The organism is Bacteroides sp. M10, assembly GCF_014334015.1.
In the GTDB taxonomy this organism is placed as follows: domain Bacteria; phylum Bacteroidota; class Bacteroidia; order Bacteroidales; family Bacteroidaceae; genus Bacteroides; species Bacteroides intestinigallinarum.
In genome coordinates, this window is record NZ_CP060488.1 from 1,929,489 (window position 1) to 1,954,668 (window position 25,180).

At 35.5% G+C, this 25,180-nt stretch carries 20 protein-coding genes; 10 read left to right on the plus strand and 10 right to left on the minus strand.

Annotation, left to right across the window (positions count from 1 at the left end):
* Nucleotides 1-25 precede the first annotated feature (25 nt).
* The 4 genes from H8796_RS06910 to H8796_RS06925 are packed head-to-tail and all read right to left on the minus strand — an operon-like array spanning nt 26 to nt 3,442.
* The gene (locus H8796_RS06910; protein WP_004298296.1) at nt 26-838 is read right to left on the minus strand and encodes a phosphorylcholine transferase LicD; all 813 of its coding nucleotides are present in this window, start codon (nt 836-838) and stop codon (nt 26-28) included.
* 15 nt (nt 839-853) lie between these two features.
* Nucleotides 854-1,585: an NTP transferase domain-containing protein gene (locus H8796_RS06915; RefSeq protein WP_117937665.1), complete on the minus strand. Its 732-nt coding sequence runs from the start codon at nt 1,583-1,585 to the stop codon at nt 854-856.
* A complete protein-coding gene (locus H8796_RS06920) occupies nt 1,582-2,631 on the minus strand; it encodes a histidinol-phosphate transaminase (protein ID WP_004298294.1) in 1,050 nt (349 codons plus the stop codon). The genes H8796_RS06915 and H8796_RS06920 overlap by 4 nt, the downstream gene beginning before the upstream one ends.
* 1 nt (nt 2,632) lies before the next feature.
* Complete coding sequence (locus tag H8796_RS06925; protein WP_004324334.1) at nt 2,633-3,442, minus strand: glycosyltransferase family 2 protein; 810 nt, start codon at nt 3,440-3,442, stop codon at nt 2,633-2,635.
* Between the two features lie 197 nt (nt 3,443-3,639).
* Here H8796_RS06925 and H8796_RS06930 point away from each other — a divergent pair, with 197 nt between their 5' ends.
* Nucleotides 3,640-4,623, plus strand: coding sequence for a glycosyltransferase (locus tag H8796_RS06930; protein ID WP_004324335.1), 984 nt, complete (start codon nt 3,640-3,642; stop codon nt 4,621-4,623).
* 28 nt (nt 4,624-4,651) lie between these two features.
* The gene (locus H8796_RS06935; protein ID WP_074559313.1) at nt 4,652-5,755 is read left to right on the plus strand and encodes a glycoside hydrolase family 99-like domain-containing protein; all 1,104 of its coding nucleotides are present in this window, start codon (nt 4,652-4,654) and stop codon (nt 5,753-5,755) included.
* An 87-nt stretch (nt 5,756-5,842) separates the two neighbouring features.
* Here the strand turns inward: H8796_RS06935 and H8796_RS06940 are convergent, their stop codons facing one another.
* A complete protein-coding gene (locus tag H8796_RS06940) occupies nt 5,843-8,149 on the minus strand; it encodes a glycosyltransferase (RefSeq protein WP_117937667.1) in 2,307 nt (768 codons plus the stop codon).
* Between the two features lie 352 nt (nt 8,150-8,501).
* Between H8796_RS06940 and H8796_RS06945 the strand changes: the two genes are divergently transcribed.
* Complete coding sequence (locus tag H8796_RS06945; RefSeq protein WP_117937669.1) at nt 8,502-9,431, plus strand: glycosyltransferase family A protein; 930 nt, start codon at nt 8,502-8,504, stop codon at nt 9,429-9,431.
* An 88-nt stretch (nt 9,432-9,519) separates the two neighbouring features.
* Complete coding sequence (locus tag H8796_RS06950; RefSeq protein ID WP_117937671.1) at nt 9,520-10,845, plus strand: glycosyltransferase; 1,326 nt, start codon at nt 9,520-9,522, stop codon at nt 10,843-10,845.
* A 72-nt stretch (nt 10,846-10,917) separates the two neighbouring features.
* Here the strand turns inward: H8796_RS06950 and H8796_RS06955 are convergent, their stop codons facing one another.
* From H8796_RS06955 to H8796_RS06970, 4 genes are all read right to left on the minus strand, one after another.
* A complete protein-coding gene (locus H8796_RS06955) occupies nt 10,918-11,757 on the minus strand; it encodes a glycosyltransferase family 2 protein (protein WP_117937673.1) in 840 nt (279 codons plus the stop codon).
* Nucleotides 11,757-12,758, minus strand: coding sequence for a glycosyltransferase (locus H8796_RS06960; protein ID WP_117937675.1), 1,002 nt, complete (start codon nt 12,756-12,758; stop codon nt 11,757-11,759). The genes H8796_RS06955 and H8796_RS06960 overlap by 1 nt, the downstream gene beginning before the upstream one ends.
* Before the next feature lie 52 nt (nt 12,759-12,810).
* Complete coding sequence (locus tag H8796_RS06965) at nt 12,811-13,626, minus strand: glycosyltransferase family A protein (RefSeq protein WP_004324342.1); 816 nt, start codon at nt 13,624-13,626, stop codon at nt 12,811-12,813.
* 191 nt (nt 13,627-13,817) lie between these two features.
* The gene (locus H8796_RS06970; protein ID WP_117937677.1) at nt 13,818-14,690 is read right to left on the minus strand and encodes a glycosyltransferase family 2 protein; all 873 of its coding nucleotides are present in this window, start codon (nt 14,688-14,690) and stop codon (nt 13,818-13,820) included.
* A 332-nt stretch (nt 14,691-15,022) separates the two neighbouring features.
* Here H8796_RS06970 and H8796_RS06975 point away from each other — a divergent pair, with 332 nt between their 5' ends.
* From H8796_RS06975 to H8796_RS06995, 6 genes are all read left to right on the plus strand, one after another.
* Nucleotides 15,023-16,744 carry a DUF5722 domain-containing protein gene (locus H8796_RS06975; RefSeq protein ID WP_117971860.1) on the plus strand — a complete coding sequence of 574 codons (1,722 nt, stop codon included), beginning with the start codon at nt 15,023-15,025 and terminating at the stop codon, nt 16,742-16,744.
* Nucleotides 16,745-16,781: 37 nt separating this feature from the next.
* Nucleotides 16,782-18,974, plus strand: coding sequence for a DUF5722 domain-containing protein (locus tag H8796_RS06980; RefSeq protein ID WP_117937687.1), 2,193 nt, complete (start codon nt 16,782-16,784; stop codon nt 18,972-18,974).
* Nucleotides 18,975-19,460: 486 nt separating this feature from the next.
* Complete coding sequence (locus H8796_RS25365) at nt 19,461-19,778, plus strand: AAA family ATPase (RefSeq protein ID WP_255502181.1); 318 nt, start codon at nt 19,461-19,463, stop codon at nt 19,776-19,778.
* A gap of 5 nt (nt 19,779-19,783) precedes the next feature.
* A complete protein-coding gene (locus tag H8796_RS25370) occupies nt 19,784-20,410 on the plus strand; it encodes a hypothetical protein (protein ID WP_254009574.1) in 627 nt (208 codons plus the stop codon).
* Between the two features lie 425 nt (nt 20,411-20,835).
* A complete protein-coding gene (locus H8796_RS06990; RefSeq protein WP_117937681.1) occupies nt 20,836-22,035 on the plus strand; it encodes an ATP-binding protein in 1,200 nt (399 codons plus the stop codon).
* A 364-nt stretch (nt 22,036-22,399) separates the two neighbouring features.
* Nucleotides 22,400-23,953, plus strand: coding sequence for an ATP-binding protein (locus tag H8796_RS06995; protein WP_117937683.1), 1,554 nt, complete (start codon nt 22,400-22,402; stop codon nt 23,951-23,953).
* Between the two features lie 169 nt (nt 23,954-24,122).
* Here the strand turns inward: H8796_RS06995 and H8796_RS07000 are convergent, their stop codons facing one another.
* Complete coding sequence (locus H8796_RS07000; RefSeq protein ID WP_004324353.1) at nt 24,123-24,734, minus strand: HU family DNA-binding protein; 612 nt, start codon at nt 24,732-24,734, stop codon at nt 24,123-24,125.
* Nucleotides 24,735-25,180: the final 446 nt, after the last annotated feature.

Consider the following 25,180-nt stretch of genomic DNA (forward strand, 5'->3'; position numbering starts at 1 on the left):
ACTTCTTACCTTTATGTGATTATAATTAGACTTCAAAATTCCGATAAGGTTTATTCAAGTCTAAATAATGGAAATTATGTTGTCTTTGTCCACTTTGTTTAGGTATGGTCATGTAATCTCCATATTTCTGTGACAGATAAGCGTCGTATTTCTGTACTCCCCATACTTCTTCATCTTCAAACCGAATGGGAGTAGGAGTGCCCAGGATATCCTTCGACATAATTCCTTTCATGCCGTCATCATAATCGCAGACTAATGCGCATTGGTCGAAATCGTATTTCTTCATCACCTTCCTGATGCTTTCCTGCGCTCCGGTAAGGGTAAAAAACTTTCTGCATAATAGCGGTATCCATGAACTGGGACCTTTTCCATGTTTGTATGGATCGCGATGAATAAGATAAAGTACTCGTTTGTAGAACTCATACTTCGCAAAATGCATTCTTTGCGCCATACGGCTTTCCGGAACTCCATCTAGTGGAAATATATCAATATATACACCTCCCAGGTATTTGAGATGCATACGCTCGATTAAAGTTGTGTTGGCATCCTGCACCTTTGCGAATGGAAGAGGATATTCCTTATCATTCTCAGCGCATACCGCTTCGTAAGGTTCCGGTAACCATTCTTTGGCATTAGCCATTAGTAAGTCATAATCAGCTCTTGGCATTCCGATATCCAAGTCATCATCCCAGGGGATGAATCCTTTGTGGCGCACAGCTCCCAACATGGTGCCTGCCATGATGTAATATCGCAGATTATGTTCTTTGCAAACTTTGTCAACAGCTAATAAGTTCTTTAATATGCGAAGCTGTAGAGGGCGGATGTCGTAATTAGCCATTCTATCTGATTTTAATTAATAAAGACTGGCTGGAATCAGCTTCTGTGCCTGTTGAAAGTCTTCTACTGTGTCCAGCTCGGCCGAGAAGAACTCGGTGGTGTCCATAACGTAAAAACTATATCCTTGCGGAATCAGTCTCTCAAAAGCCCGTTCGTAGAATATATTATCCAGTCCTTCGGTAGTAATCATAATTTCCAGTTCCCGGAATAGCGCTTTGGTATATTCAACTGACATCTTTTCAATGCCGATAGATTCTCCGATAGCATCGGATATCGAACAAACTTTGCTGATTTCAACAACCTTTTGTGCGTCGTCCACGATGACTTTTATTTCTTCTGCTCCGAGCTCATGGCGATTCAATGCCAATATGTCGTCCTTATCCGAATGAAGCAGCTTCTCTACAATCTGCGGATCGAATACAATGTCGCTGTCTAATAACAAAATTTCTTCCCCATCCGTATATGGACGGGTGAGCCATAATGAATAGATATTGTTGGTTGATTCATACCTGTCATTATAGATGAAAGTAATATCTTGGGTTGGATAATGTGCCTGTAGAAAATCTACGATTTGCTGCTGGCGATACCCGGTGACAATGATGAATTCATCAAATCCGTTTTGTATCAGGGCATCAAAAGCCCTTTCCAAAAGGCATCGTTCTCCTATCCTGAGAAGACATTTGGGCGTCGTATCGGTCAGCGGGCGTAAGCGTGAAGCTATTCCTGCGGCTAATATTACTGCTTTCATTTGGATGCTATTTCTTTGATTGTATCTATAACGATCCGGTTCTGCTCTGGGCGTCCCAATGTGATACGCAAATGAGTATTGATATCCGGTTCATTCATAAATTTCACTTTATAACTCTGTTCAGCAAAAGCTTTTTGTAAAGCCTCTTTCAGTTCTATCGGGTATTTGATTAAAATAAAGTTGGCAACCGATTCATATACTTTGAATCCGGGTAATACACCGATTTCCTTTTCGTAACGCTCACGGTCTTCATTCATTAGTTTGGCGATGTTTCGGTAGTGTGCGTCCGATTTGAGAGCCGCAATAGCGATATCTTCGGATATCCGGTTGTATCCCAGATATTTATTGCTGTATCTGCTGAATTTTTCCAGTTCCTTACTCATAAATCCGAATCCCATACGTAAACCGGGTAATCCATAAAACTTGGATAAAGTACGGGAAATAATCAAATTCGGATATTTATTGACCAGCTTTTTGATGTAACTGGTATCAGTTGAAACAAAAGAAGCGTATGCTTCGTCTATCAGTACCACTGTTTGGCTGGGCACTTCTGCAAGCAGTTCATCCAATTCTTTCGGAGTTAAACCATTGCCGGTAGGATTATTGGGAGAAGCTAGTAAAAGAATCTTCGGATTCTCTTTCTGAATCATATCTTTTAGCGTCTCAAAGTCATATTTAAAAGTATTTCCGTCTTCGTAGAGAGGATATTGCAAAGTATGGCCATTCACCTCATCTGCAATTGATTTATAATACCACCATGAGAACTTGGGAATCAACATCGTTTTATTTCCATCTTCTTGAGTCAGGAAGTAGTGTACAGCTTGTTTCAGAATATCTTCTCCGCCGTATCCTAATAAGACTTGTGTTTCATCTATATCGTAAAGTTCGGATAAGAAAACAGATAATATACTTTTCTTTCCTTCATCATAAATGCGGGTATAAAAACAAAGTTTATTTATATCGAAGTTTTTTAAAGCTTCTACTACTTCTTTTGATGGACTGTAGTTAAATTCGTTTCGATCTAAAAAGTTCAAATTCTTTTCCATATTAGTTTTGTATGATTCCTTTATCGCACCAGGTTAGTTTCCTGACTTTCGTTTCGTTCAAAATACTGCGGTTGTTGCTCAAATTATCCGTTCCATGTAATTCGTGATGAAGGTGGAACACAATTCCCGCAAATTTGATGGTACGCTTGCGTACACCGCTATTGATGAGGCGGCACACTAATTCATGATCTTCGCTTCCCCATCCGGTAATAGCTTCATTGTACCCATTGACTTTTAATAAATCCTCTTTCCAGAAAGCCATATTGCACCCTCTGGAATATGAGATATCCCATTGGCGATAATGCTGAAGTAGTGGGCTTAGCCAAGGCAAATGTACTCCGTTGATTGTGTTTTTAGTACCTTTGTCGTGAATAGAGATAATGCAGTTCCTTTCTGCTAGCATCTTTTTGGTTAAACCTTCCCGGATTAATACACGGCTACCGGTTACGAAACTGCCTTTTTTAGCAAAATGTACATGATCTTTGACGAAATCTTTGTGTAAGACGATATCTCCGTCAATTTGTATAATATATTCTTTAGATGCTTTCGCAATAGCTTTGTTGCGGATGGAGGCCAGTCTGAAGCCTAGATCCTCATGCCAAACATGAATAATAGGGACTTCGGAGGAGGCTGCTAATTGATGAATTAGTTCTCTTGTATCTTCTTTAGAACCATCATCGGCAATGATAATTTCATCTGGAAGGAGAGATTGACGTAGCACGCTTTTAACGCATAATTCTAATGCGTCGCTTCTATTATAGGTGGATATAATTAGCGATGTACTTATGTTGCTCGCCATGGGTTTATTCATATAATTATTACTAAGTTAGTTAAATAGTTAAGGGGGCTTGCACTAAAATTCTACAAATGTATACATTTTATTTGGTTGTGACAAGCGTTAAAGGCTTTTTTGCTAAACATTAGAGGGTTAGCATTCTTTTTTAAGAATAATATCCGTATCTTTGCTATCAGTTTGTTATAATAACTAAGATAAATAGTGTGTTTGTAATGGAAAATTATCCGATAGAAGTTAGTATAATCATCCCTAATTATAACTATGCTCGTTTTTTACAGCAACGTATCGAGTCAGTATTGGCACAAACATATACAGACTATGAAATAATATTATTGGATGATGCTTCAACCGATGATAGTGTGTCTATTTTAAACCATTATAAAACAAATTCTCGTGTCGCTCATTTGGAGATTAATTCAGTCAATACAGGGAGTCCTTTTATACAGTGGCAAAAAGGAATAAGTTTGTCTCGTGGAAAATATATATGGATTGCCGAGAGTGATGATGTGGCTGATTCTTCTTTTTTGGAAAAAGCTGTTTCTATCTTAAATCAATATCCTCATGCTTCTTTCTGTTTTTTAGGTTCACATTGTATAGACGAGAAAGGGAATAAACTATCTACAGATTTTGACCGTTGGACTTCAAAGCAATTACGCCGCCCTTACAATATAGGTGTTTTTGATAGTGAAGATTATATAAAACAGAATCTTTATTGGCGCAATTATATTTACAATGCTAGTGGTGTTGTCTTTCGTAAACAATGTTTTGAACAGATAAAGGATTTGTCTTGTTTCTCAATGCGCTATAGTGGTGATTGGCTTTTTTGGATAGAGATGGCGAGGCAAGGGAGTGTTATTGAGTTATATGAAAAGCTAAACTTTTTTCGATTGCATTCAACAAGTACAACTGTTGAGGGTAACGCTTCAGGTAATGCGATTCTTGAAGATATTCAAGTAGTACATTATGTTGAATCATTTTCTTATCCAATAGGGCGTTATAAGCGTTTGATGCGACATGGAATGCTTTATAAAAATATAAAGCGTGCAAAAGTTGATCCGAAAATGAGATTGTTGTTGTTTGAAAAACTGAAAGGATGTTTTGGCACAAGTGTGTGGACATATAGATGGGAACGAGTTAATAAATACATGAGTTTTTTGAATCCATGGCAACCTACAAGAGATAGAGATAGGTTGTAATGAATTGTGAAGTGCAATAAAGAAAGATATGGTTGACAAAAGAATTATAGCATTTTATTTGCCGCAATATCATCCATTTCCTGAAAATGATGAATGGTGGGGTAAGGGATTTACTGAATGGAGAAATGTGGTTAAGGCTAGGCCTCTTTATCGTGGCCATTATCAGCCACATTTACCGGCAGATTTAGGTTTCTATGATCTGCGTGTCCCGGAAGTTCGCCAGCAGCAAGCTGATATGGCTCGAATGTACGGGATTAATGGCTTTTGTTATTATCATTATTGGTTTAATGGTCATCAATTGATGGAAAGACCGCTAGAAGAAGTATTATCTTCTGGCAACCCTGATTTTCCATTTATGCTTTGTTGGGCTAATGAAAATTGGACACGGGCATGGGATGGTGGAAGTCGTCATATTTTGATTGCTCAAAATTATTCGGAAGAGGATGATCGTGCGCATATCCGTTATCTGCTAGATAATGTATTTAGTGATTCTCGATATATAAGAGTAGACGGTAAACCTGTATTTTTAATTTATCGTTCTATGCTTTTCCCGAATATGAAAGAGACTATTCGAGTTTGGAGGGAAGAAGCTTTTAGTAAAGGAGTGGAGTTGTATTTATGCCGCGTCGAAACTATGGATTGTTATGGAGAAGAATACCTTCAGGATGGTTTTGATGCTGCTGTGGAGTTTCAACCTTTCACTCATCAAATGAATGAATTTCAAAAAAAGAGAAATCCATTACGAAAGTTTGCTTATAATATAAATCGTCACCTTTTTAATACATGTAAGAAGAAGAAGATTGATTACTCGGAATATGTAGATTATATCTGTAAAACTCATTTTCCTGACTATAAAATGTATCCGGGGGTTACTCCAATGTGGGATAATACTTCTCGTCGAAAGCAAAAGATGTTTATTTTAGACAAGAGTACTCCCGAAAAATACGGTGAATGGTTATATTCGGTTATGAATAAATTTGTGCCTTATAGCAAAGATGAGAATTTTGTTTTTGTCAATGCTTGGAATGAATGGGCAGAAGGTAATCATTTGGAACCTGATTTAAAATGGGGATTCCGTTATTTAGAAGAAACAGAAAAGGTGGTAAAAAGTATGCAAGAAGATGGCTTTTAGATATAGGGAGGTGATTGTTTTTTTCTAGAATATATAATGTTGCTCGTGTTCGAGCCAGAGCTAGAGAAATCTTACAAAAAGATTTCTCTAGATATTAATTCGTAGAATTCTGTACCATATAAATTTGAAAAAGATTTTGTTTCTGCATTTACTATTGGTATAGGTGTGGCGAAAATTTTGCACTTCATTAAAAGCTTGTTTGAGAGGAACTGAACTTTTAATAATATGCTTTACTCGTTTATACTCTTTTTTTTCTTCTTTAAGGTCTAATGTCGGGATCTCTTTTCCTTTTCTATAAAATTCATTCCTTGATTGTATATAGTATATGTCATGATTTTTAACAGGAAATGCGTTGATCGTTTTATTATATATTTCTGTATATTCGTTGCCCATATCTTTTAAGGACTTCATATTTTTTAAAAGATGTCTGATTCTTTCCACTTTCTGTTTATACTCTTGTGGGGCTGATTTTATAGTTGAAATGAGTTTAAAGATATCGTCTAATGTACTATTTATAGGTAAAATCCAGCCGACATCAGCTCTTTTTACTCGTTCGGCAATTGCTCCTAGATCAAATGAGATTACGGGGATCTCTGAAATTAAACTTTCTGATAAGGTATAAGAATATGTTTCGGGCCACATAGATAATAAGCAGATTAATTTTATGTCATTCTCTAGTAATAAGTTGGGAAGATCTTGTTGTATATACTTGCCGTGATAAACATAATTTGTCTTATTCTTATTGCATTTTTTGTTTGTTGTTTGTCCGAAAAGATGAATGTTTGTGTCTGTGCCTTTTACTTTCTCTGTTAATTCCTCTAAATATTTTAGTCCTTTTTCTTCTGTTATATATCCAATAAAGGCGATATTAAACTTTTTATTCTTCTTTTTATCTGGATTGTCATTATTAGGCTTTCTGTTTATTTTGTCATAACCATGTTCTACCACTTCGATTGTTAAATCCTTATATGTGTTCAGGAATATATTTTTTGTACTGTACGATGGAACAATGATCTTTTTTACGGTTTTAAGATTTTCATAAAACTCTTTTCTCCAAAGTGGAATGAAGTTGATATTCAGGTTGAATGTTTTTGCTATGCATGAACCACATCCTGCTGCGTTAGCATAGTTGCATAGAAAAGTTTCTTTGTTAAAGAGCTTCACAGAAGGACATATTGAATAAAAGTCATGTAAAGTATATATGACAGGGATGCTTCTTTCTTTTGCTACTTTGAATATATCCAAATACATGTGTTTTAAATGATGGATATGTATTAAGTCTATTTTTAAAGTGTCTATTAGTATTTTAATGTCTCTATTAAATGTATCATTATAGAGGTTTAATGTCGTATATTGTGAATATGGACCTAGGGTGGAGGTAATCTTGTCAAATGGTAAAAAAGAAGTTACATGATATTTAAAATCATCATCGGAATAATAAAGAACATGAAAATTAAATTCTTCTTTCATGTTTGTTATTAAATCATGTACATGTAAAGTTGTTCCTCCTATATTTTTCTTTTCGGCTTCTTTGAAATCATGTATTACAATTAATACATTTTTCTTAGAATGTGAATTAATGGCATAGCGGATATTTAACTGTATATCTGAAATTGGATTTTGTTGTACAAAGGACTCTGTGTTCTCGACGCATGAAGGATATCTACTTTTTAATATTTGTAGGTGAGAATTTATTAGCTCTGTTTTTTCTTGAGAAAATGACTGGGTTCCTTTATGGTAGATGTATGTGTTGTCACATAGTAGATGCCTATATCCAGCTTGTAGACATCTGTATGAAAAATCATTTTCTTCACCGTAGCCTTTTCCAAAAGTTTTTTCATCGAAGAGACCAATATTGTTTATGGCTTCTCGTTTAATATACATACAAAATCCATTTGCAGTAGGAATTTCAGGGAATAGGTTCATGCTGCATCTTTCAACAATTTCTGCATATTCCTCTATCGTAAAATCTGATGGTATCGTATTTTCTGACATAAAATCAGGTACGGATGCTAATGTCGCATTGTTAGATAGTGGAGTAACAGTTGCTATTGCAGCTTTGCTATATGCGCACTTTTGTATTTTAGGGAGCCAATTTTTCGTGACCTCTGTGTCGCTATTTAATAAAACAACATCGCGTGACGAGTGTTGCATCCCGATATTAACCGTTCGTACAAATCCTTGATTGCTCTCATTGTTGATTATTGTAATATTTAAAGATGGATATTCTGTTGTAAACAGGTTTAGCAAAGGAAGGATTTGCTGGTCTGTACTTTTATCATTGATAAGTAGTAAGGTATGTTTAGTAAGGTCTGTATGCTCAATCACAGTCTCTATACACTTCTTGGTAAAATCAAAAGCATTATAGATTGGTATTATAATATCAGTATCCATGGTGAATTAAAATAGATTGAGGTGAAGTACCACTTTATAGAAGTACAGATTGTTTTTATACATAATGACACAAAGGTATAAAGAAAAAATAAGAGTGGCAAGTTATTAATCTCAGAGGTATAGATTTTAAGGCAATATGTTTTTCATCTAACTTAATACTCTGCTATGGCTTTTGATGTTATTTGGGTATAGGGAGCTTCCAAAATATAAAGTCAATTGTTCTTGTATAATTGATTGTTAGGTTTGTCTCTATTAGAATCGAGAATATCAGAAATTAAAGTGATCTTATTAATGCAAATCTTTCATCTCATTTACTTATCTTTGCAAATGAAACTATTGAATAGTTAGAAAAATGAAAAATAAACTGGCAATCATTATACCTGCTTATAAAGCTTGTTTTTTTCGGGAGGTTTTAGATTCTATTGTAAGGCAGAGTAACCGTGATTTTACGGTCTATATCGGTGATGATGCCAGTCCTGATGATTTAGAATCAATAGTATCTGATTATAAGGATAAATTAGATATATTCTATTTTCGTTTTGAACAAAATTGGGGTGGGAGAGATTTGGTTGCTCATTGGGAGCGCTGTATTGAATTATCTGATGAGCCGCTGGTATGGCTTTTTTCAGATGATGATTTAATGCCACCAGATGCTGTAGAGCGGGTAATAAAGGTTTGGAAGAAGTCTGGAGAATGCGATGCTGTATTTCGCTTTCCTTTGGCTATAGTAGATGCGTATGGTGAACTGAAATATACTAATCCACCTTTTGAGACAGAAAGGATTTCTGGTTATGATTTCTTATTAGACAAGTTAAGTGGTAAAATATCCTCTGCTGCGTGTGAGTATGTATTTACACGTGATGTTTGGAAGAAAACAGGAGGGTTTGTTAGGTTTCCTTTGGCATGGTGTTCAGATGATGCAACATGGGCAAAGTTTGCGGATTATGCATCTGGTATTATTTCATTACCGGGAACTCCTGTTTATTGGCGGAATGCTGAAGATAAGAATATAAGTAATTCTACACGTTTTGATGGGGAGAAGCTTAAAGCTACCGGACTTTTTCTAAAATGGATTGGAATGAATTATAGATTAAATCTCCGGGAGTCTAGATTTCAAGATGCGTTGGTGGCTTATGTGAATGTAATACTAGAGTGTTCTGTAAGAGGGAATTATAGTCTAAAAGATTTGGTTTGTTTATATGCTATTTTGAGAAAACTCTCTCCTACTGTGGCTTTACGTGTCCTACGTTCCCATATTTTGAAAGCCAAACTTTTTATTTGAGATAATTTCTTTTGATGAAATGTTCAGTCTATAATTTATCTCCTAGTTAGAAAGAGATGGTTGAATATTAATTTTATTGAAATACAAAATGAAGAAAATACTTTTTATTATACCTTGCGTTCCTTATCCTTTGAATTCTGGGGGAAATCAGGCTTTCTTTCAAATGGTAGACTATATCCGTCATAAAATGTCAGTTTCTGTGTTGTTTTATGCTTGGACGATTGATGAGGCAAAAAGGGTAGAAAAGTTAGAAGATTTGTGGGAAGATGTGGATTTTTATACTTTTGTTAAAGAGACAAAAGAAGAACCGGACTCTCCTTTAGTGCGAAATCCTTTTTATTATAAGTGGCTGAAAAAGCTCAAGATGTCTATTGAGCGTAAAATGCGGAGGCAGTTATTATCTACGTCAAACGGTACCGTTGATTTGTTGAAAGATAAAGATTTTGTACGTGAAAAGTCTGTTTTACCTAATTCTGTATATAAAGAATTTGATACACAATATATAGATTATGTTACAAAAGTAGCACATACAGGGTTTGATATCATTCAGGTAGAGTTTTATGAATTGATAGCATTGGGATATGTGTTACCTCAGAATGTACAGACGATTTTCGTTCATCATGAATTGCGATATATACGTAACGAGAATGAGATGAACCTTTTTCAGGTAATACGGCCTAGTGATCGGATGAATTTTCTTGTTGCAAAAGACTTCGAATGGAATGCGTTGCAGAAGTATAAGCATATAATTGCTTTAACGGAAGTCGATAGATTGTTGTTAACTAGCTATTTAGGTCGTGAAGATCATATTTATGCTTCTCCTGCAGTGGTAAAATTTGAATCGAATTCAGAGACGGAGTTTATCCCTTGTGTTCATCGACGTTTTACTTTTGTGGGATATGGAGAACATTTTCCAAATCTAGATGCTGTTGTATGGCTTTGTAAGGAAATTGTTCCTTATTTACGTAAATGCAATTTTGAGTTCACTTTGCAAGTGGTTGGAATGGGATATGAACGCTATTCTGCTGAATTACGAACAGCTTGTCCTGAGATGGAATTAGTTGGATTCGTTGAGAATTTGACCTCTTTCTTGCAGGGGAGCATTGCTCTTGTTCCTATTCGTATCGGAAGTGGTATGAGAATGAAAATACTTGATATGGTTTCTTCAAATGTTCCTTTTATTACAACTTCAAAAGGATTGGAAGGTATTCATTTTAGCGACGGCGTAGATTGCTTGATAGCCGATGATACTGTTGATTTCGCAGATGCTATGATTAAATTATCCAATGATTTGGAGTTACAAAAAATGTTGGTTCATCAGGCTAATGACAAAATGAAGAATATGTATAATCCACAAGAAATGTTGGATCGGAGATTATCGGTTTATACTTCTATTCTTAAAGATGAATTTTAATGTTTTTATTGAGCCTTTGATTCTATATTGTCATCTTGAAAACGTTTTAGATTCTTTACGCATTAGCTGCTGCTATTCATTCTTGAATGATATGAAGTGGCAAAAAGATTTAATAAATTGTTTGAGAGACTTTTTATCTTTGGGAATATTGGCATTGGCTATTATCTGGGATAAACTGTATTGAGATACTAGATATTGGTCTGAGCTTTTTATAAAGCCGTTGAAATCTTTATTATCAGAGACTGCATCATAACTTTCATTGTGTTTTCTCCATAAAGTTAATTCCTGGGGAATGTAATAGACTTTATTGAACACACATATTTGTCTCCAAAGCCAGAAATCCAACCATGCGGGGTAAGGGGTGCTAAAATTAATATTTTGAATTACTTCTTTTTTTACACAAACGGCGGAGAATGTGGGGATATAGTTTGAATCAAGGTAGGGAAATATGTTACTGCCTGAATGTTTTTTGAGGAATGAGGAACTAAATTCTATATATGAATCATATTCAGGGTTATTTGATAGGTTTATAACTTTGATACCATTGACTATGAAATTTGCTAAAGGATTCTGTTGAATTGTATCTTGTAAATATTCAATATGGTTATTGGTCCAATAATCATCACTCTCACAGAATGCGATGTACTCTCCATTAGACTTTTCAATTCCTAATATTACAGTCGCAGCTAATCCCCTGTTCTGGTTACCGGGATGTGTGTATAGTTTTATGTTTTTAAAACGGTTGGCATATTCTTCTATTATAGGAAGGCTTTGATCTTTGCTTCCATCATCTACAACAATAACTTCAAATGATTTATTGGTTTGTCTGATTAAAGAATCTAAAGTCTCTTTTATATATTTAGCATAGTTGTACGAAGCAACGATAACTGATATCAATGGTTGTTTCTTCATTATTGTTGTAGAATAAGGGTTAAACATAACAGTATCAGTAAGACACAGGATATTCCTAAAGTAACTAAATAGTATTTCTTATATTTCTGGTATTTAAGCTTATACTTGTTATATTTAGAAAAGAAAAAAGATGGATCTTTATATAAATTGAAAACTTCTTGTAGGTGATTGTATAACCATTTGTCGTCTTTTCTTCCCAGATAATCATAGAATTGAGTAAAATAATATACATATCCTGCATAGCCGCCAGGATTTGCATCAAAAACGATACGGAAAAAAGAATTATCAGTAATAAAACCAGCCTCATTGAGATTGCTACTAGGCTTCATACCATGGAAATGGATAAGTTTAGCTTTGTCATTGATACCCCAATAAGGTTTCCAATTATATTCTATTGGTAGTAGTTCCATGTCTTTGAAGCATAATTCGTTTAAATATCCTTGGTCAAAAAGTCCGGATATGTTTCTTTCTCTATTTTTCATTTTAAGAATAAATTCCTCATATTTCTCTTTCATGCCTTGGATGTTCATAACTAATACTCCTGCATTAAAATATTCCATATCTTCCACATTACGCTCATATTCTGGGGCAGCTGCTAGATAAGTGGGATGTGGAAGTTCCTCAAGTAAAATGTCAGCATTGAAAATCACGTCTATATCAGAATAAAGAACATACTTTTCTTCTTTTTCCACAACAGGGATTTCCATTCTCATAAATGTTCCGAAAATTCGGTTATATTCGATTTCTTTCCCTAAATTCTGCAACATCCATTCACGCGGATATATCTCCATCAACTCTAGCTTATAGGGCAATTGATGGAGGATTATTTCTACATTGAATTCCTTTAATAAGTTATAAACAGGGTCATTGGTGTTGCCATCATATAGGCAAACTAAATGGAGAGATGTGTTTTTCCTAGCACTGATTAACATGACTTTTAGTAAATCAAGATAGTCTTTTCGAGTGACTATGGAGTCTGTCAGACAAATGTAACATTTCATAATCTGATATTTTTATTGCGTTATTTAATAGAGAACATTATAGATATATTTTTCACTCTTTTTTAGCCGAGTTTGTATTTGTCTGATTTTGTTTTGACCAATGGGTTAGCGTTTTAATATGCCCCAAATAATATAATTCTTCTTCAGTTGGTTTTGCGCTATTCATATACCAAGGTAAATGCCTGACGGAATAAGGGTAGCCGGTTCGAATACAGAAACAGTCTGGATCAATAGGTTCCCCGATAAAATAGGGCTTATATACAGCAAAGGTTGTATCTATTAAAGCTTTGAATATGTTAGGCTCTATTTCTTCTTTCCAGAAAACGCTTTCCCACTCTATAACTTTTTCTTTTAATTTATAATGATCTGGTAGGTCGTCTATGCAGATTGAGAAGCCAGCCTTCAATGCTTTTGGATATTTCTGTAGTAATAAAATAAATTTCTCAATAAAATCGTCAGGACAATTAGGGAGGATCTCTAAATCAGAATCGGTATAGGCATAATAAGAATCCTTGAATTGCTTAAATATCCCTGTTTCCCACAATGATAGATGCCCGACATTCTTATTTAACATATATACAGGGTATGGTAATCTTGTATAGTATTCTAATAGTGGAGGGTATGTTGATTGGTTATCAATAATATATAAATTATGGTATCCTTTACTTTCTAAGCTATGGATTAGCTTTGTTAGCATTTCCAAACGGTTGTAGTTGTTAATAATGATAGGGATGTCTTTATAGTTGATTTTCTTTACTCCAAAAAACCTTTTTTTGATTTCGGGAATAAACCATTTAAGAAATAGCTCTTTAGACCTTTGAAAGTCTTGATTGAATGCTTTATATTTTCGAATCAACTTTCTTCTCATTTTTTATTTCTGTTAACAATGATGTTATACATTAGTTTTTTCTGGTTTATAGATTGCAAAGCTACTATTTTTTTTTGATTAATATTCGTCATTTCTAATATTGTATATTCAATGTTATTATTGTATGATGTTTGGATAGAGGTCGGCATTAGATTCTTTTAGATATTCAGAGTGACGACTTGAGGTGTTTATTATCTTTTTCTTTTAAGAAATCTTTCTATTAAAAATAAGAATTTAATATACTGTCGTGCTTTTCTTTGGATCCAAACAGTGTCTATGAGTTGTTGAACTCGGTGCTTTGATAATATGTCTAATGCCTGCTCTTGAGTTCTTACCTTCTCTTGAAGGGTAGTATGATTCTGATAAAACTCGCTAATCAAATAGGGAAAATTATTTTTAAAAAAATCGGAACGTTCTTGCATGATTAAGTTGCCACTTTTAGGGTCAGAACTTATTCCATAAACATTAAAGTATGAGACTGCAAAATTTAGATGTTTTGTTGTGCGATTAAACAAAAGGATCTGTTTTATAAAAAAAGCCCAATCTGATATAATCCGGTATTTTTCTTCATATAGCATATTTTTAAAGAGTTCTCTTTTAATAAAAGTCGACGGATGTCCTAAAGAATAATTATATATAAAAGGTAGGGTCAATTTATCGGGATAAGGGCTGATTTGTATATCATCAGCATTGCGATACTGATATAAATCAGCATAGACAATATCTTCTGTGAAATTTTCTTTAAATACTCGTGCTAGAATGTCATTTTCTAACCAATCACCGGAATTTAAAAACAAAAGATAGTTGCCTTTAGCTTTAATAATTCCTTTGTTCATAGCATTATAGATTCCTTTATCAGGTTCTGATACCCAATAAGATAAATGTGATGCATACTTTTTTATAATGTTAATACTATTATCGGTTGAGGCTCCATCAATAATAATATGTTCAAAATCCTTAAAGGATTGTTTTTTCCATATACTTTCTAGAGTTTTCTCTAAGCCCTGAGCGTCATTTCTGTTAATTGTGATTATGGATAGTTGTGGCGTATTGTTTAGGTTCATTTCTATTGTTTTGGTTTATGATGATTGTTGTTGGTTGATTGTATATTAGTGTGCTATAATCATGTGGAAATTCTGTTTTTGTGCTTATAGGAGTCTCTAAGGATTTTCTCTATGATAATTATTCCTGCATTTTTTTTGCAAAAATAGTGATTTATGCGTAATAATATATGTTCAGTGATTAGAAAAATGAATAAAGTTTGGATAATTTTTGTGATATCTATATATGTTTAAAACAAAAAAGATAAACAAAAAAAGAGAAACAAAATCTTTTTTTCAATCGTATAGTCTATCTTTGTACGAAAGAATCCTAAACCTGTTATTTTTATTTACTTATGGGCATATTTGAAAATCGATCACTCGTAAGCAGTGATAGACTGAAGCGATTGTTGCTTTTTGTATTGTTTTTGTTATCTGGACTAATGTTGTTAGTTGGATGTCATGAAGATCAAGAGGAAGAAGTTATATCTTCAATTTATAATGAAGATGATCTGAAATATGAAGATAGCCTGAAACAATATTTGCGAAATACTTATCCCTCTGTTATAAATAAAGTATCTGTAACAGAATCCTCTATTGAAATTGTGGGTAACTGTGTGGGTGAAGGGCATTTTTATTTGGGTGAGATCCCTCCTTATTTGGATGTTACAAAGATAGACAAGGCCCCATATAAGGTAGAGCTGACTGAAGCATCGTTTAGTATCGTATTAGATCGTTTTATTGAAAGAGAAGGTGTTTTATATGATCGGTTATTGTCAAAATGGGCTATTTTTCAAATGACAGATCTAGCAGACCAATTGGTGTCTCATGCACGACATGCAGATGAAATTTGGGCATATCAACATTTATCTCCTATTACATTGACTTCTAAGAAAGGACTGGGAGGTCTTACTGCAAATTCGTTTATATCAGATTTAAGTTTATTGGGTATTAGTAGTGCTACAATTAATGTTTGTATTACTCATTTTATGCATCTTACTCCCAAAGCAGGAGATATAGAACATCTATATGGAGGAAAAACGTATTATATGGATGAAGAGTATCTCAATAATACTTTAGACAAAGTTTTATTAGAAGCAACAAAAAAAAGGAATATCTCCGTTGCGGCAATTATTTTAATTGATCCGGCTTCACGAAGTGTAGATACGGGAATTGGAGAATTATTACAGCATCCGGATTATAGTGAAGGAACTTATACGATGCCTAATATGACAACCTTGGAGTCGGTAAATTGCTATGCTGCGGCACTTGATTTTTTAGCTAGAAGGTATTGTAGATCAGATAATCGCTATGGACGTATCTCTCATTGGATTATACATAATGAGGTTGATGGTGGGCTCTCATGGACAAATATGGGAGTGAAGCCTGTTACTATCTTTTCGGATACTTATATAAAGTCTATGCGTATGTGTTATAATATTGTGCGTCAGTATGATGAACATGCAGAGGTGTTCGCTTCTTTTTCACATTCGTGGACTGATATTTCTAATGTGGGATGGTATACTAGTAAAGACATTGTTGATTTGTTGAATACTTATAGTCGGGTTGAGGGAGATTTCCAATGGGCTATGGCATATCATAGTTATGCGCAATCATTATTTAATCCTTGTACATGGCTTGACCCGGATGCAACTTACTCTATGGATACAAAGTATATAACATTCAAGAATTTAGAGGTGTTGAATAAATGGGCTTTGTCTAAAGAAAATAAGTATAAAGGGACTGTTAAGCGTTCTGTATGGCTTTCAGAGGCAGGTGTAAATTCTCCTACATATTCAGATGAGGATTTTCAGAAACAGGCGGCAGGTTTTGCTTACGCATGGAAAAAGATAAACGCATTAGAAGGCATAGACGGAATACAATGGCACAATTGGTTTGATCATCCAGGTGATGGGGCTTGCTTGGGGTTGCGTAAGTATCTGGATGCAACTTATAATGGAGAAGCAAAGCCGGTTTGGTATGTCTATCAAAAAGCAAACACAGAAGAAGATGAATATTTTGAACAGTTTCTATCCGTAATTGGAATTTCTGATTGGAATATTATTGAAAAATTTTAATTTATCTGCATTATTAACTAAAACTGAAATTATGAAAATGTTAAGTATTATTTGTACCAAAAAGCTGGTATATGTTGTAAGGCGTTGTGTTATGCCGTTGTTAATACCGTTTTTAATTGTGAATGTGATTTCTTGTGGTGATGATTTTGTGGAAGACACTGGAGGAGGTTCTATACCTCCTGAAGAGATCATAACTCCTCCTGTTTATATGCTATTAGATGGTCCATATAAATCAGGGGTAGTTTTAACTCGAAATGAGGATGATAGTTATATTATAGAAACTATTGATGGAGATCCGTGGGTTACGGGTGGCCGATTTAAGGAAGACATTCCAGAGGAATGTAATGTGCTTGAGTTTGAATACCAGACAATGATGGGTATAAGCAATCTGGAACTTTTTTTCGCAGATGCTGAAACCAATATTGATGCTTCTCATAGCATGAGTGCAGGGGAAGTTCCGGGTACTGAAACATGGAAATCTTTTAGCGTGCGTTTAAAACAATATCGTAAAGATTTTGATTGGGGAAAAAAGGGCGATTATTTGCGGATAGATTTTGGTAATGTTCCTGATAATACGATACAAATACGTAATATATGTCTGCGTGTAATGAATGAGGAGGAAAGGAAGGAAGAGGAGGAAGAAGATAATGAAATTCTCAATAAGGAAAAATATGAGCAAAATATAAAAGACTATCTAAATAAGGGTTATAATTGCCATGTGACTGATATCACCGTCGGGAAGGACATAATTAGTGTCCAGGGAAACTATCAGGGGGATGGAATTTTCTTTTTAGGAGAAATACCGCCTTTTGTTGATATGTTTAAAGCAAAAAAGATAGAATCTATATATAAAACAGTTTTGTCACAGAATTCTTTTGAAATCCATTTGAATCGTTATGCGGCTATTGGTGGTTATCAGTATGATCGTTTGTTATCTAAGTGGGCAATATTTAAGGAAGGAGTAGAAAAAGATGAGCAAGTATCTCATGCTCGTTATGTGGGGGCAGATGGAATTTATGTAAAACAAAATGTTGGAGCTATTCCATTAAAGTCTAAAAAAGGATTGGGGGGACTTATAAATCATGAGTTTCTTGCATCAGATTTAGATGAATTAGGAATCAGCAGTGCTACAATAAATATTCCTATTACAAATTTTATGCATCTTTCTCAACAGTCGGGAGATATTCCGTATGTGTATGGGGGAGTAACTTATTATTTTAATGAGGAGTATCTTAGAAGTGCATTTGATGTGGTATTGGAACAAACTAGCCAGCGCAATATTTCTGTTGCTGGTATTTTGTTGGTTTCTCCTGAAGGAGATGCTGGAGAACTTCTGAAACATCCGGATTTTAATGGCATAGCTCCTTATACCATGCCTAATATGACTACTATAGAGTCTACGCAATGTTATGCTGCTGCGCTTGATTTTCTGGCACAAAGATATAGTAAACCTGGTATGCGTATTGCGCATTGGATTATTCATAATGAGGTGGATGGAGGTAGTCATTGGACAAATATGGGAGATAAACCAATTGCTACATTTATGGATACGTATCTTCGTTCAATGCGTATGTGTTATAATATTGTACATCAATATGACCAGAATTCAGAGGTTTTTATTTCTTTCTCTCATGGATGGAATATTGCTGCTGGGGGCGGTTGGTATAAGGTCAGAGATATGCTTGACTTTATGAATCTGTTTTGTAAAGCAGAGGGAGACTTCTTTTGGTCATTGGCATGCCATAGTTACCCGGCTCAATTGGGGAATCCTTGTACTTGGGATGATGCTCAGGCTACTTTTTCTATGGATACAGAATATGTGACATTGAAGAACCTTGAAGTATTGGATAAATGGGTTAGTATCCCGCAAAACCAATATAAGGGAGGCATCAGGCGTTCTGTGTGGCTTTCTGAGGCTGGAACATGCTCTCCAAGTTATGCGGATAAGGATTTGCAGAATCAAGCTGCTGGGTTTGCTTTTGGGTGGAAGAAGATCAATGCTTTGGAAGGGATTAATGGAATCCAATGGCATAGTTGGTTCGATCATCTGGGTGATGGTGCTCGTTTAGGATTACGTAAATACAATGATGCGGAATATCAGGGGGAAGCTAAACCGGTATGGATGACTTATCAAAAAGCTGGTACTGATGCAGAAAATGAGTACTTTGAACAATACTTGCAGCGGATTGGTATTGATAGCTGGGAAGGTATCATTCAGAAGATTCCATAATGTTTATTATTTAGGACTATATTGCTAGATATTGTAGTGTAAGTAGTTGGCTATTTCTGTTCTTATTTTTTGATGCCTCTGATGTTCTCTTATAAATTATGTGGTTTATATGGGAGCAAGGATATGATTGGCACTATAATTTTGATGTGCGTCTATTATTCAATAAAAGAATATATTATATCAAACAGATCTTGGATATAAGATGGGGTCTTTAAAATAAGTGGAATCTGTTATTTGTTGGTTATCATAATTATGTTTCTTAGTTAAATGTTTTTTGATACTATCTTTGGCTTAAAGGTTATTCGTATATGCATTTTGACTATGAAATTATCCGCTATATATTAAAGAATGAGTATTCTTTTTCTGTGAGGATTATGATAGATATAGAGTAAATTGCCGAATAAAACTAGCATTTTCTAGAAAAACTGTAGCTTTCATTCGGCAATTTACTCTATATTTTTCTGTATAACCCCAAAACAAGAAATGATGGATACGCTTTATAGGTCATACCGGATGTTGCTTAGCGACATATCCACTGAATTTATCCGTTATCTCCATGATGAGATAGAGTGGAGTAGTAGGCTTATTGCTATTTTAGGTCCACGCGGTGTTGGTAAAACAACTATGCTTTTGCAACATATCAAGCTATATGATAATATCGACGAGACCTTGTTTGTGACAGCTGATGATTTGTATTTTGCAGAACATAAACTGATTGATCTGGCGATGGACTTCTATCAGCATAGAGGAAAAAACTCTATATTGACGAAATACATAAGTATGCTGGTTGGGCTCGGGAGATAAAGAATATATACGATCTGATTCCCAAACTGCAAGTCGTGTATACTGGTTGCTCTATATTGGATTTGGAAGTCGGAGAGGTTGATTTGAGTCGTAGGAAGTTGGAATATCGTATGGCGGGGTCGTCTTTCCGCGAATACCTTGCCATTTCGTATGGTTATCATTTACCTGTTTATTCTTTAGAAAATATACTAGAACATAAAGTAGATTTTCCTTATGCCGAGGCGCGTCCTATTTTGTTGTTTAAGGAGTATCTGCAGCATGGCTATTACCCTTTCTTTCAGGAAAAGGGATATTTGCTTCGTTTACAAAGTATCATTAAGCAGACTTTGGAAAATGATATACCGACTTTTGCGAATATGAATATAGCGACAGCATTGAAATTGAAAAGACTGTTGTATATTATAGCGAAAAGTGTTCCGTTTAAACCAACTTTTACCAAGTTGGCGACTTTGCTTGATATGAATAGAAATACGGTTTCTGATTTGATGTGTTATCAGGAAAAGGCTGGAACAATTAATCAGCTTCGGGCAGAGACGGAAGGTGTCAGACTTTTAGGCAAAGTGGACAAGGTGTATCTGAATATTACGAATTTGTCTTATGTACTTTCTGACAATACACCAGATGTTTATTGAGGTCGCTTTCTGCCATTTTGTATGCAATCATTCTTTTTATATAATCACTTGATCCCTTACTGGCAATTCTTTTCTGCTTATATAAATGTTCAATGTTAAATAATCGCTACTATTTCTTTTTTGCATATGTTATTCCAATTCTGATAAGAAATGTTTCCTTTCTTGATCCTTTAACGATTTGAGAGTGCATCGTTGACTGTAAGACTCTTACATCCCCATTCCATTGTGGAACGAAAGGTTTCAGGAATTCTCCGTGAGTATTGTATCAGCAGGTGGAATATTATATGGTAGATATAGGCTTGAGACACCTTTTGTTGAGAACGTGTTCATTTGCTGTTTGCAAACAGCAAAAAGTACGAGAAAATGCTGTTTGCAAACAGCAAATGATTATCTTTGTATCTCATAATACTAAGATATAGGAATGTATGGAAACTCTTTTTGCGAAACAAGACCGTTTGTTGTCATTGACATCGACTGAGATTATAAGGACATTGATGCATCGAATCAATTGGGATGCTCAGTTGGTGGCTATTAGAGGACCTCGAGGAGTGGGGAAAACAACTTTAATGTTACAGTATATGAAACTGCATTATGAGGTTTATAGTAGGGACGTGCTCTATTGTACATTGGATTCTGTTTATTTCTCTAATCATACTTTGCTGGAATTGGCGGATGTATTCGTAAAGAATGGTGGAAAGCATCTCTTTCTGGATGAGGTACATAAATATCCGACTTGGAGTAAGGAGATAAAAGAAGTATATGACATGTATCCCGATTTGAAGGTTGTGTTCAGTGCGTCCTCTTTACTCAATATATTAAATGCTGATGCCGACTTATCCAGACGTTGTATTCCTTATGAGATGCAGGGGCTCTCTTTCCGAGAATTTCTATTGTTTTACAAACAAATGAGCTTTCCCGTATGTACGCTGGAAGAAGTCTTGACCTCGCCCGAAAAGATTTGTTCGGAAGTGAATAAAGTGTGTCGCCCTTTACCTCTTTTTAAAGAATATCTGCAATATGGATATTATCCGTTTTATTTGAAAAATCAGATAGATTATTATACAAGTATAGAACAGGTTGTTAATTTTATTGTAGAAACGGAATTGCCCCAGTTGTGTGGAATTGATGTGGGTAATGTGCGTAAGATAAAGGCCTTGTTGGGCATTCTTGCAACTTCTGTTCCTTTTGAGGTGGATATTTCCAAATTGTCAACAACTATAGGTATTCATCGTAATACTGTCATCGAATATCTGAATAGCTTGGAAAAGGCGAAACTGCTCCATTTGCTATACGCGGATCTATTGTCTGTTAAGAAGATGCAAAAGCCGGATAAGATTTTTCTGGATAATCCTAATCTGCTATATGCTTTAGCTTCCCATCCTGTGAAAACAGGAACGGCACGTGAAACGTTTGTGGTCAATCAACTTTCGTGTGACAATGAAGTGGAGTACGGGAAGAAAACCGGAGATTTTAGGGTCAATGGAAGATATATTTTGGAAGTTGGTGGTGAAGGTAAAACGTATGATCAGATTGCAGATGTGCCTGATTCTTATATTTTAGCTGATGGAATAGAAACGCCTTACAGGTGTAAATTGCCGATTTGGATTGTCGGCTTCCTGTATTGACGGGGAACCTGCAGGAAATATTCTTTCTTATAATGTCTGGGGCGTAAATAAGCGTGCATAAGCGGTTGATGATAAGGTTAGAGTAGAGTTGCCGAATGAAACCTGCAGTTTTTCTAAAAAATGCTGGTTTTATTCGGCAATTTACTTTATGTTTGTCTGTATAACCCAAAAATGAGAAATGATGGATACACTTTATAGATCATATCGAATACTACTTAGTAACATATCCACTGATTTTATCCAAATTCTATAGTCTGCCTTTGCTATTATATCTTGATTCTCGTAATTCTTTCCTTGTGCGATTTGCTGCAATACAGATATTTCTATGTATATTTGTACGATGTGAACTTAAACAGATTGAAATATGAGTGGCAAGATTTACCCTATTGGCATACAGAATTTTGAAAAAATTCGTAAAGGTGGCTATTTCTATATTGATAAAACTGCATTGATTTATCAATTGGTGAAAACCGGGAGTTACTATTTCCTGAGTCGTCCGCGCCGTTTTGGCAAAAGTCTGCTTATTTCTACGCTTGAAGCCTACTTCCAAGGAAAACGGGAACTTTTTGAAGGGCTGGCTATGGAGAAGCTGGAAAAAGAGTGGATAACGTATCCCGTATTACATCTTGATCTGAATACCGAAAAATATGATACTCCGGAAAGTTTGGAGAATAAACTGAATGGTGCGTTGGTGGAATGGGAAAAGATGTATGGTGCAGAGCCTTCGGAGAAATCCTTAGCGATGCGTTTTGAGGGGATTATTAAGCGTGCCTGTCAGCAAGAGGGACAAAGTGTGGTGATCCTAGTGGACGAGTATGATAAACCAATGTTACAGGCTATTGGTGATGATGTTTTGCAAAAGAGTTTCCGCAGTACATTGAAAGCTTTTTATGGCGCATTGAAAAGTCAGGATGGCTGTATTAAGTTTGCTCTGTTGACGGGAGTGACCAAGTTCGGTAAAGTCAGCGTGTTCAGTGATTTGAATAACCTGAATGACATTTCAATGTGGAATAAGTATATAGGCATTTGTGGTGTGAGCGAACAGGAACTATACGATAATCTGGATGCCGAACTTCATGAATTTGCCAATGTGCAGGGAGTGACGTATGAAGAGATATGTGGCAGGTTGAAAGAAATGTATGATGGTTATCATTTCACGCACAATTCCAAAGGAATGTATAATCCCTTCAGTCTGCTTCTAGCTTTTGATAGGAATGAGTTTAAAAGCTACTGGTTTGAAACAGGTACTCCCACTTATTTGGTGGAATTGCTGAAGAAACACCATTACGACCTTCATCGGATGGCCCATGAAGAAACCGATGAACAGGTACTGAACAGTATAGATTCTGAATCTACCAATCCTATTCCGGTGATTTATCAGAGCGGATACCTCACCATTAAGGGATATGATGAGCGTTTTGGAATATATCGTTTAGGTTTTCCTAATCGTGAAGTGGAGGAAGGATTTATCCGTTTTCTCCTTCCTTATTATGCGAACGTCAATAAGGTGGAGTCCCCTTTTGAAATTCTGAAATTTGTTCGTGAAGTGGAGGCTGGTGATTATGAATCTTTTTTCCGTCGCTTGCAAAGTTTCTTTTCGGATATTCCCTATGAGCTTGCACGCGAACTGGAGTTACATTATCAGAATGTACTTTATATCGTGTGTAAACTGGTTGGTTTTTATGTAAAAGCGGAATACCATACGAGTGAAGGTCGTGTGGATATGGTACTGCAGACCAATAAATTCATCTACATCATGGAATTTAAATTGAATGGTACAGCGGAAGAAGCTTTGCAGCAGATAGAGGATAAACATTATGCTCGTCCGTTTGCAACGGATTCACGAAAGCTTTTCAAGATTGGTGTGAACTTTAGTGCTGAAACAAGAAATATAGAAAAGTGGTTGGTGGAGAATTGATGCCTCTGAAATGGATATAAAATATTTGTTTCTCATATTCTCATAAATATGACCTAAGTGCAAGATAACTAATAGAATAAACTATGAGAAATGCTTTGAAAATCGGCATTTCTCATAGTTTTATTCACGAATTAGCCTTCATTTGGCTTATTTCTCATACCCGTTGAACTCATTTCTCATAATGCCCCGGGGTTGGTATATAAATAGGCTGTGTGGGCTTGCCTATATTCTGTAAGTAGCCCTGTGCCTTTAAGCGGCGGATTTGTCTGCTGGCCATACTTTGAGTGAAACAGCAGAGTGACTGCATATTGGAACGGGTCAATACGGGGTGATTGGCAAAATATCCAGTGAGCTTCTTGTCGATCTCTTCTTCAGAAAGAGAAGCGGAATGTGGTTTGTATTTCGAACGTCGTAAATGAGTACTCATGCACAAACTTTTTAAATCTCTGTCAGCTTGGAAGTTAATGGACTTTAATCTTACTTTGTCTGCACGGGTGGTAAGTGAGTGCACGGGTTCGGTAGCCTGTAATGTAACCTGGAAATAGCCGATCCCATCCAGGTGTACTCGTTCTCCCTCGCACAGATGGTTGCCCATGCATCTGCTCAATTCCATTAGCATGGCTTCTACTTCCGCTTTCCCGAAAGTAGTTGCCATGTGGATTTCTCTTGCCAGCTTTTGAGTGGTTACATGTTGAAAATTAACCACCCGTGGGTGATAACTAGGTTCTTCCCCTTCTTTTTCCGGTTGGGGATTCTTATAAAACTCGAATTGTATTGCCATCTTTGTTTTAATTTAATGGTTATTTATATGTTATGTATTGATGCTCTTGGTGTATCTCGCTTTTATTCTTTTATTATTCAACCGCTATCCTGATTGTTCCACTACAGTGAACGGTCCTTTTCACTCTAGTAGACAGAACTTTTTACTGTAGTGAACAGGCCTGTGCACTGTAGTGGAACGATTGGGATGCTCTTTCAAAGATACGACATTATTAGGTGAAAAACAAGTAATTAACTAGTTGTTTACATGAAAGAAATAGCTAGATGTTTTGTAAGATAAGCTTGGTGGATAAATAGGAGAATAGCTGTATCTGACTATGAGAAATAACCTGAAAGAGTATGAGAAATAGCGTTTTTTTGAAGGAAATTGATGAGGAAAGTATGAGAAATACCTGTTTTAAAAATGTTTCTCATAATGTAATTCTTTGATTACACGTGCTTTATCTG

What these genes read in the sequence shown, in the direction of transcription:
- H8796_RS06960 (WP_117937675.1), bottom strand. Translation starts at nt 12,758, where the DNA reads ATGAAATGTTACATTTGTCTGACAGACTCCATAGTCACTCGAAAAGAC.
- H8796_RS06955 (WP_117937673.1), bottom strand. Translation starts at nt 11,757, where the DNA reads ATGAAGAAACAACCATTGATATCAGTTATCGTTGCTTCGTACAACTAT.
- H8796_RS06970 (WP_117937677.1), bottom strand. Translation starts at nt 14,690, where the DNA reads ATGAACCTAAACAATACGCCACAACTATCCATAATCACAATTAACAGA.
- H8796_RS06965 (WP_004324342.1), bottom strand. Translation starts at nt 13,626, where the DNA reads ATGAGAAGAAAGTTGATTCGAAAATATAAAGCATTCAATCAAGACTTT.
- H8796_RS06910 (WP_004298296.1), bottom strand. Translation starts at nt 838, where the DNA reads ATGGCTAATTACGACATCCGCCCTCTACAGCTTCGCATATTAAAGAAC.
- H8796_RS06925 (WP_004324334.1), bottom strand. Translation starts at nt 3,442, where the DNA reads ATGAATAAACCCATGGCGAGCAACATAAGTACATCGCTAATTATATCC.
- H8796_RS25365 (WP_255502181.1), top strand. Translation starts at nt 19,461, where the DNA reads ATGGATACGCTTTATAGGTCATACCGGATGTTGCTTAGCGACATATCC.
- H8796_RS06980 (WP_117937687.1), top strand. Translation starts at nt 16,782, where the DNA reads ATGTTAAGTATTATTTGTACCAAAAAGCTGGTATATGTTGTAAGGCGT.
- H8796_RS07000 (WP_004324353.1), bottom strand. Translation starts at nt 24,734, where the DNA reads ATGGCAATACAATTCGAGTTTTATAAGAATCCCCAACCGGAAAAAGAA.
- H8796_RS06975 (WP_117971860.1), top strand. Translation starts at nt 15,023, where the DNA reads ATGGGCATATTTGAAAATCGATCACTCGTAAGCAGTGATAGACTGAAG.
- H8796_RS06945 (WP_117937669.1), top strand. Translation starts at nt 8,502, where the DNA reads ATGAAAAATAAACTGGCAATCATTATACCTGCTTATAAAGCTTGTTTT.
- H8796_RS06930 (WP_004324335.1), top strand. Translation starts at nt 3,640, where the DNA reads ATGGAAAATTATCCGATAGAAGTTAGTATAATCATCCCTAATTATAAC.
- H8796_RS06940 (WP_117937667.1), bottom strand. Translation starts at nt 8,149, where the DNA reads ATGGATACTGATATTATAATACCAATCTATAATGCTTTTGATTTTACC.
- H8796_RS06950 (WP_117937671.1), top strand. Translation starts at nt 9,520, where the DNA reads ATGAAGAAAATACTTTTTATTATACCTTGCGTTCCTTATCCTTTGAAT.
- H8796_RS06995 (WP_117937683.1), top strand. Translation starts at nt 22,400, where the DNA reads ATGAGTGGCAAGATTTACCCTATTGGCATACAGAATTTTGAAAAAATT.
- H8796_RS06915 (WP_117937665.1), bottom strand. Translation starts at nt 1,585, where the DNA reads ATGAAAGCAGTAATATTAGCCGCAGGAATAGCTTCACGCTTACGCCCG.
- H8796_RS06935 (WP_074559313.1), top strand. Translation starts at nt 4,652, where the DNA reads ATGGTTGACAAAAGAATTATAGCATTTTATTTGCCGCAATATCATCCA.
- H8796_RS06920 (WP_004298294.1), bottom strand. Translation starts at nt 2,631, where the DNA reads ATGGAAAAGAATTTGAACTTTTTAGATCGAAACGAATTTAACTACAGT.
- H8796_RS06990 (WP_117937681.1), top strand. Translation starts at nt 20,836, where the DNA reads ATGGAAACTCTTTTTGCGAAACAAGACCGTTTGTTGTCATTGACATCG.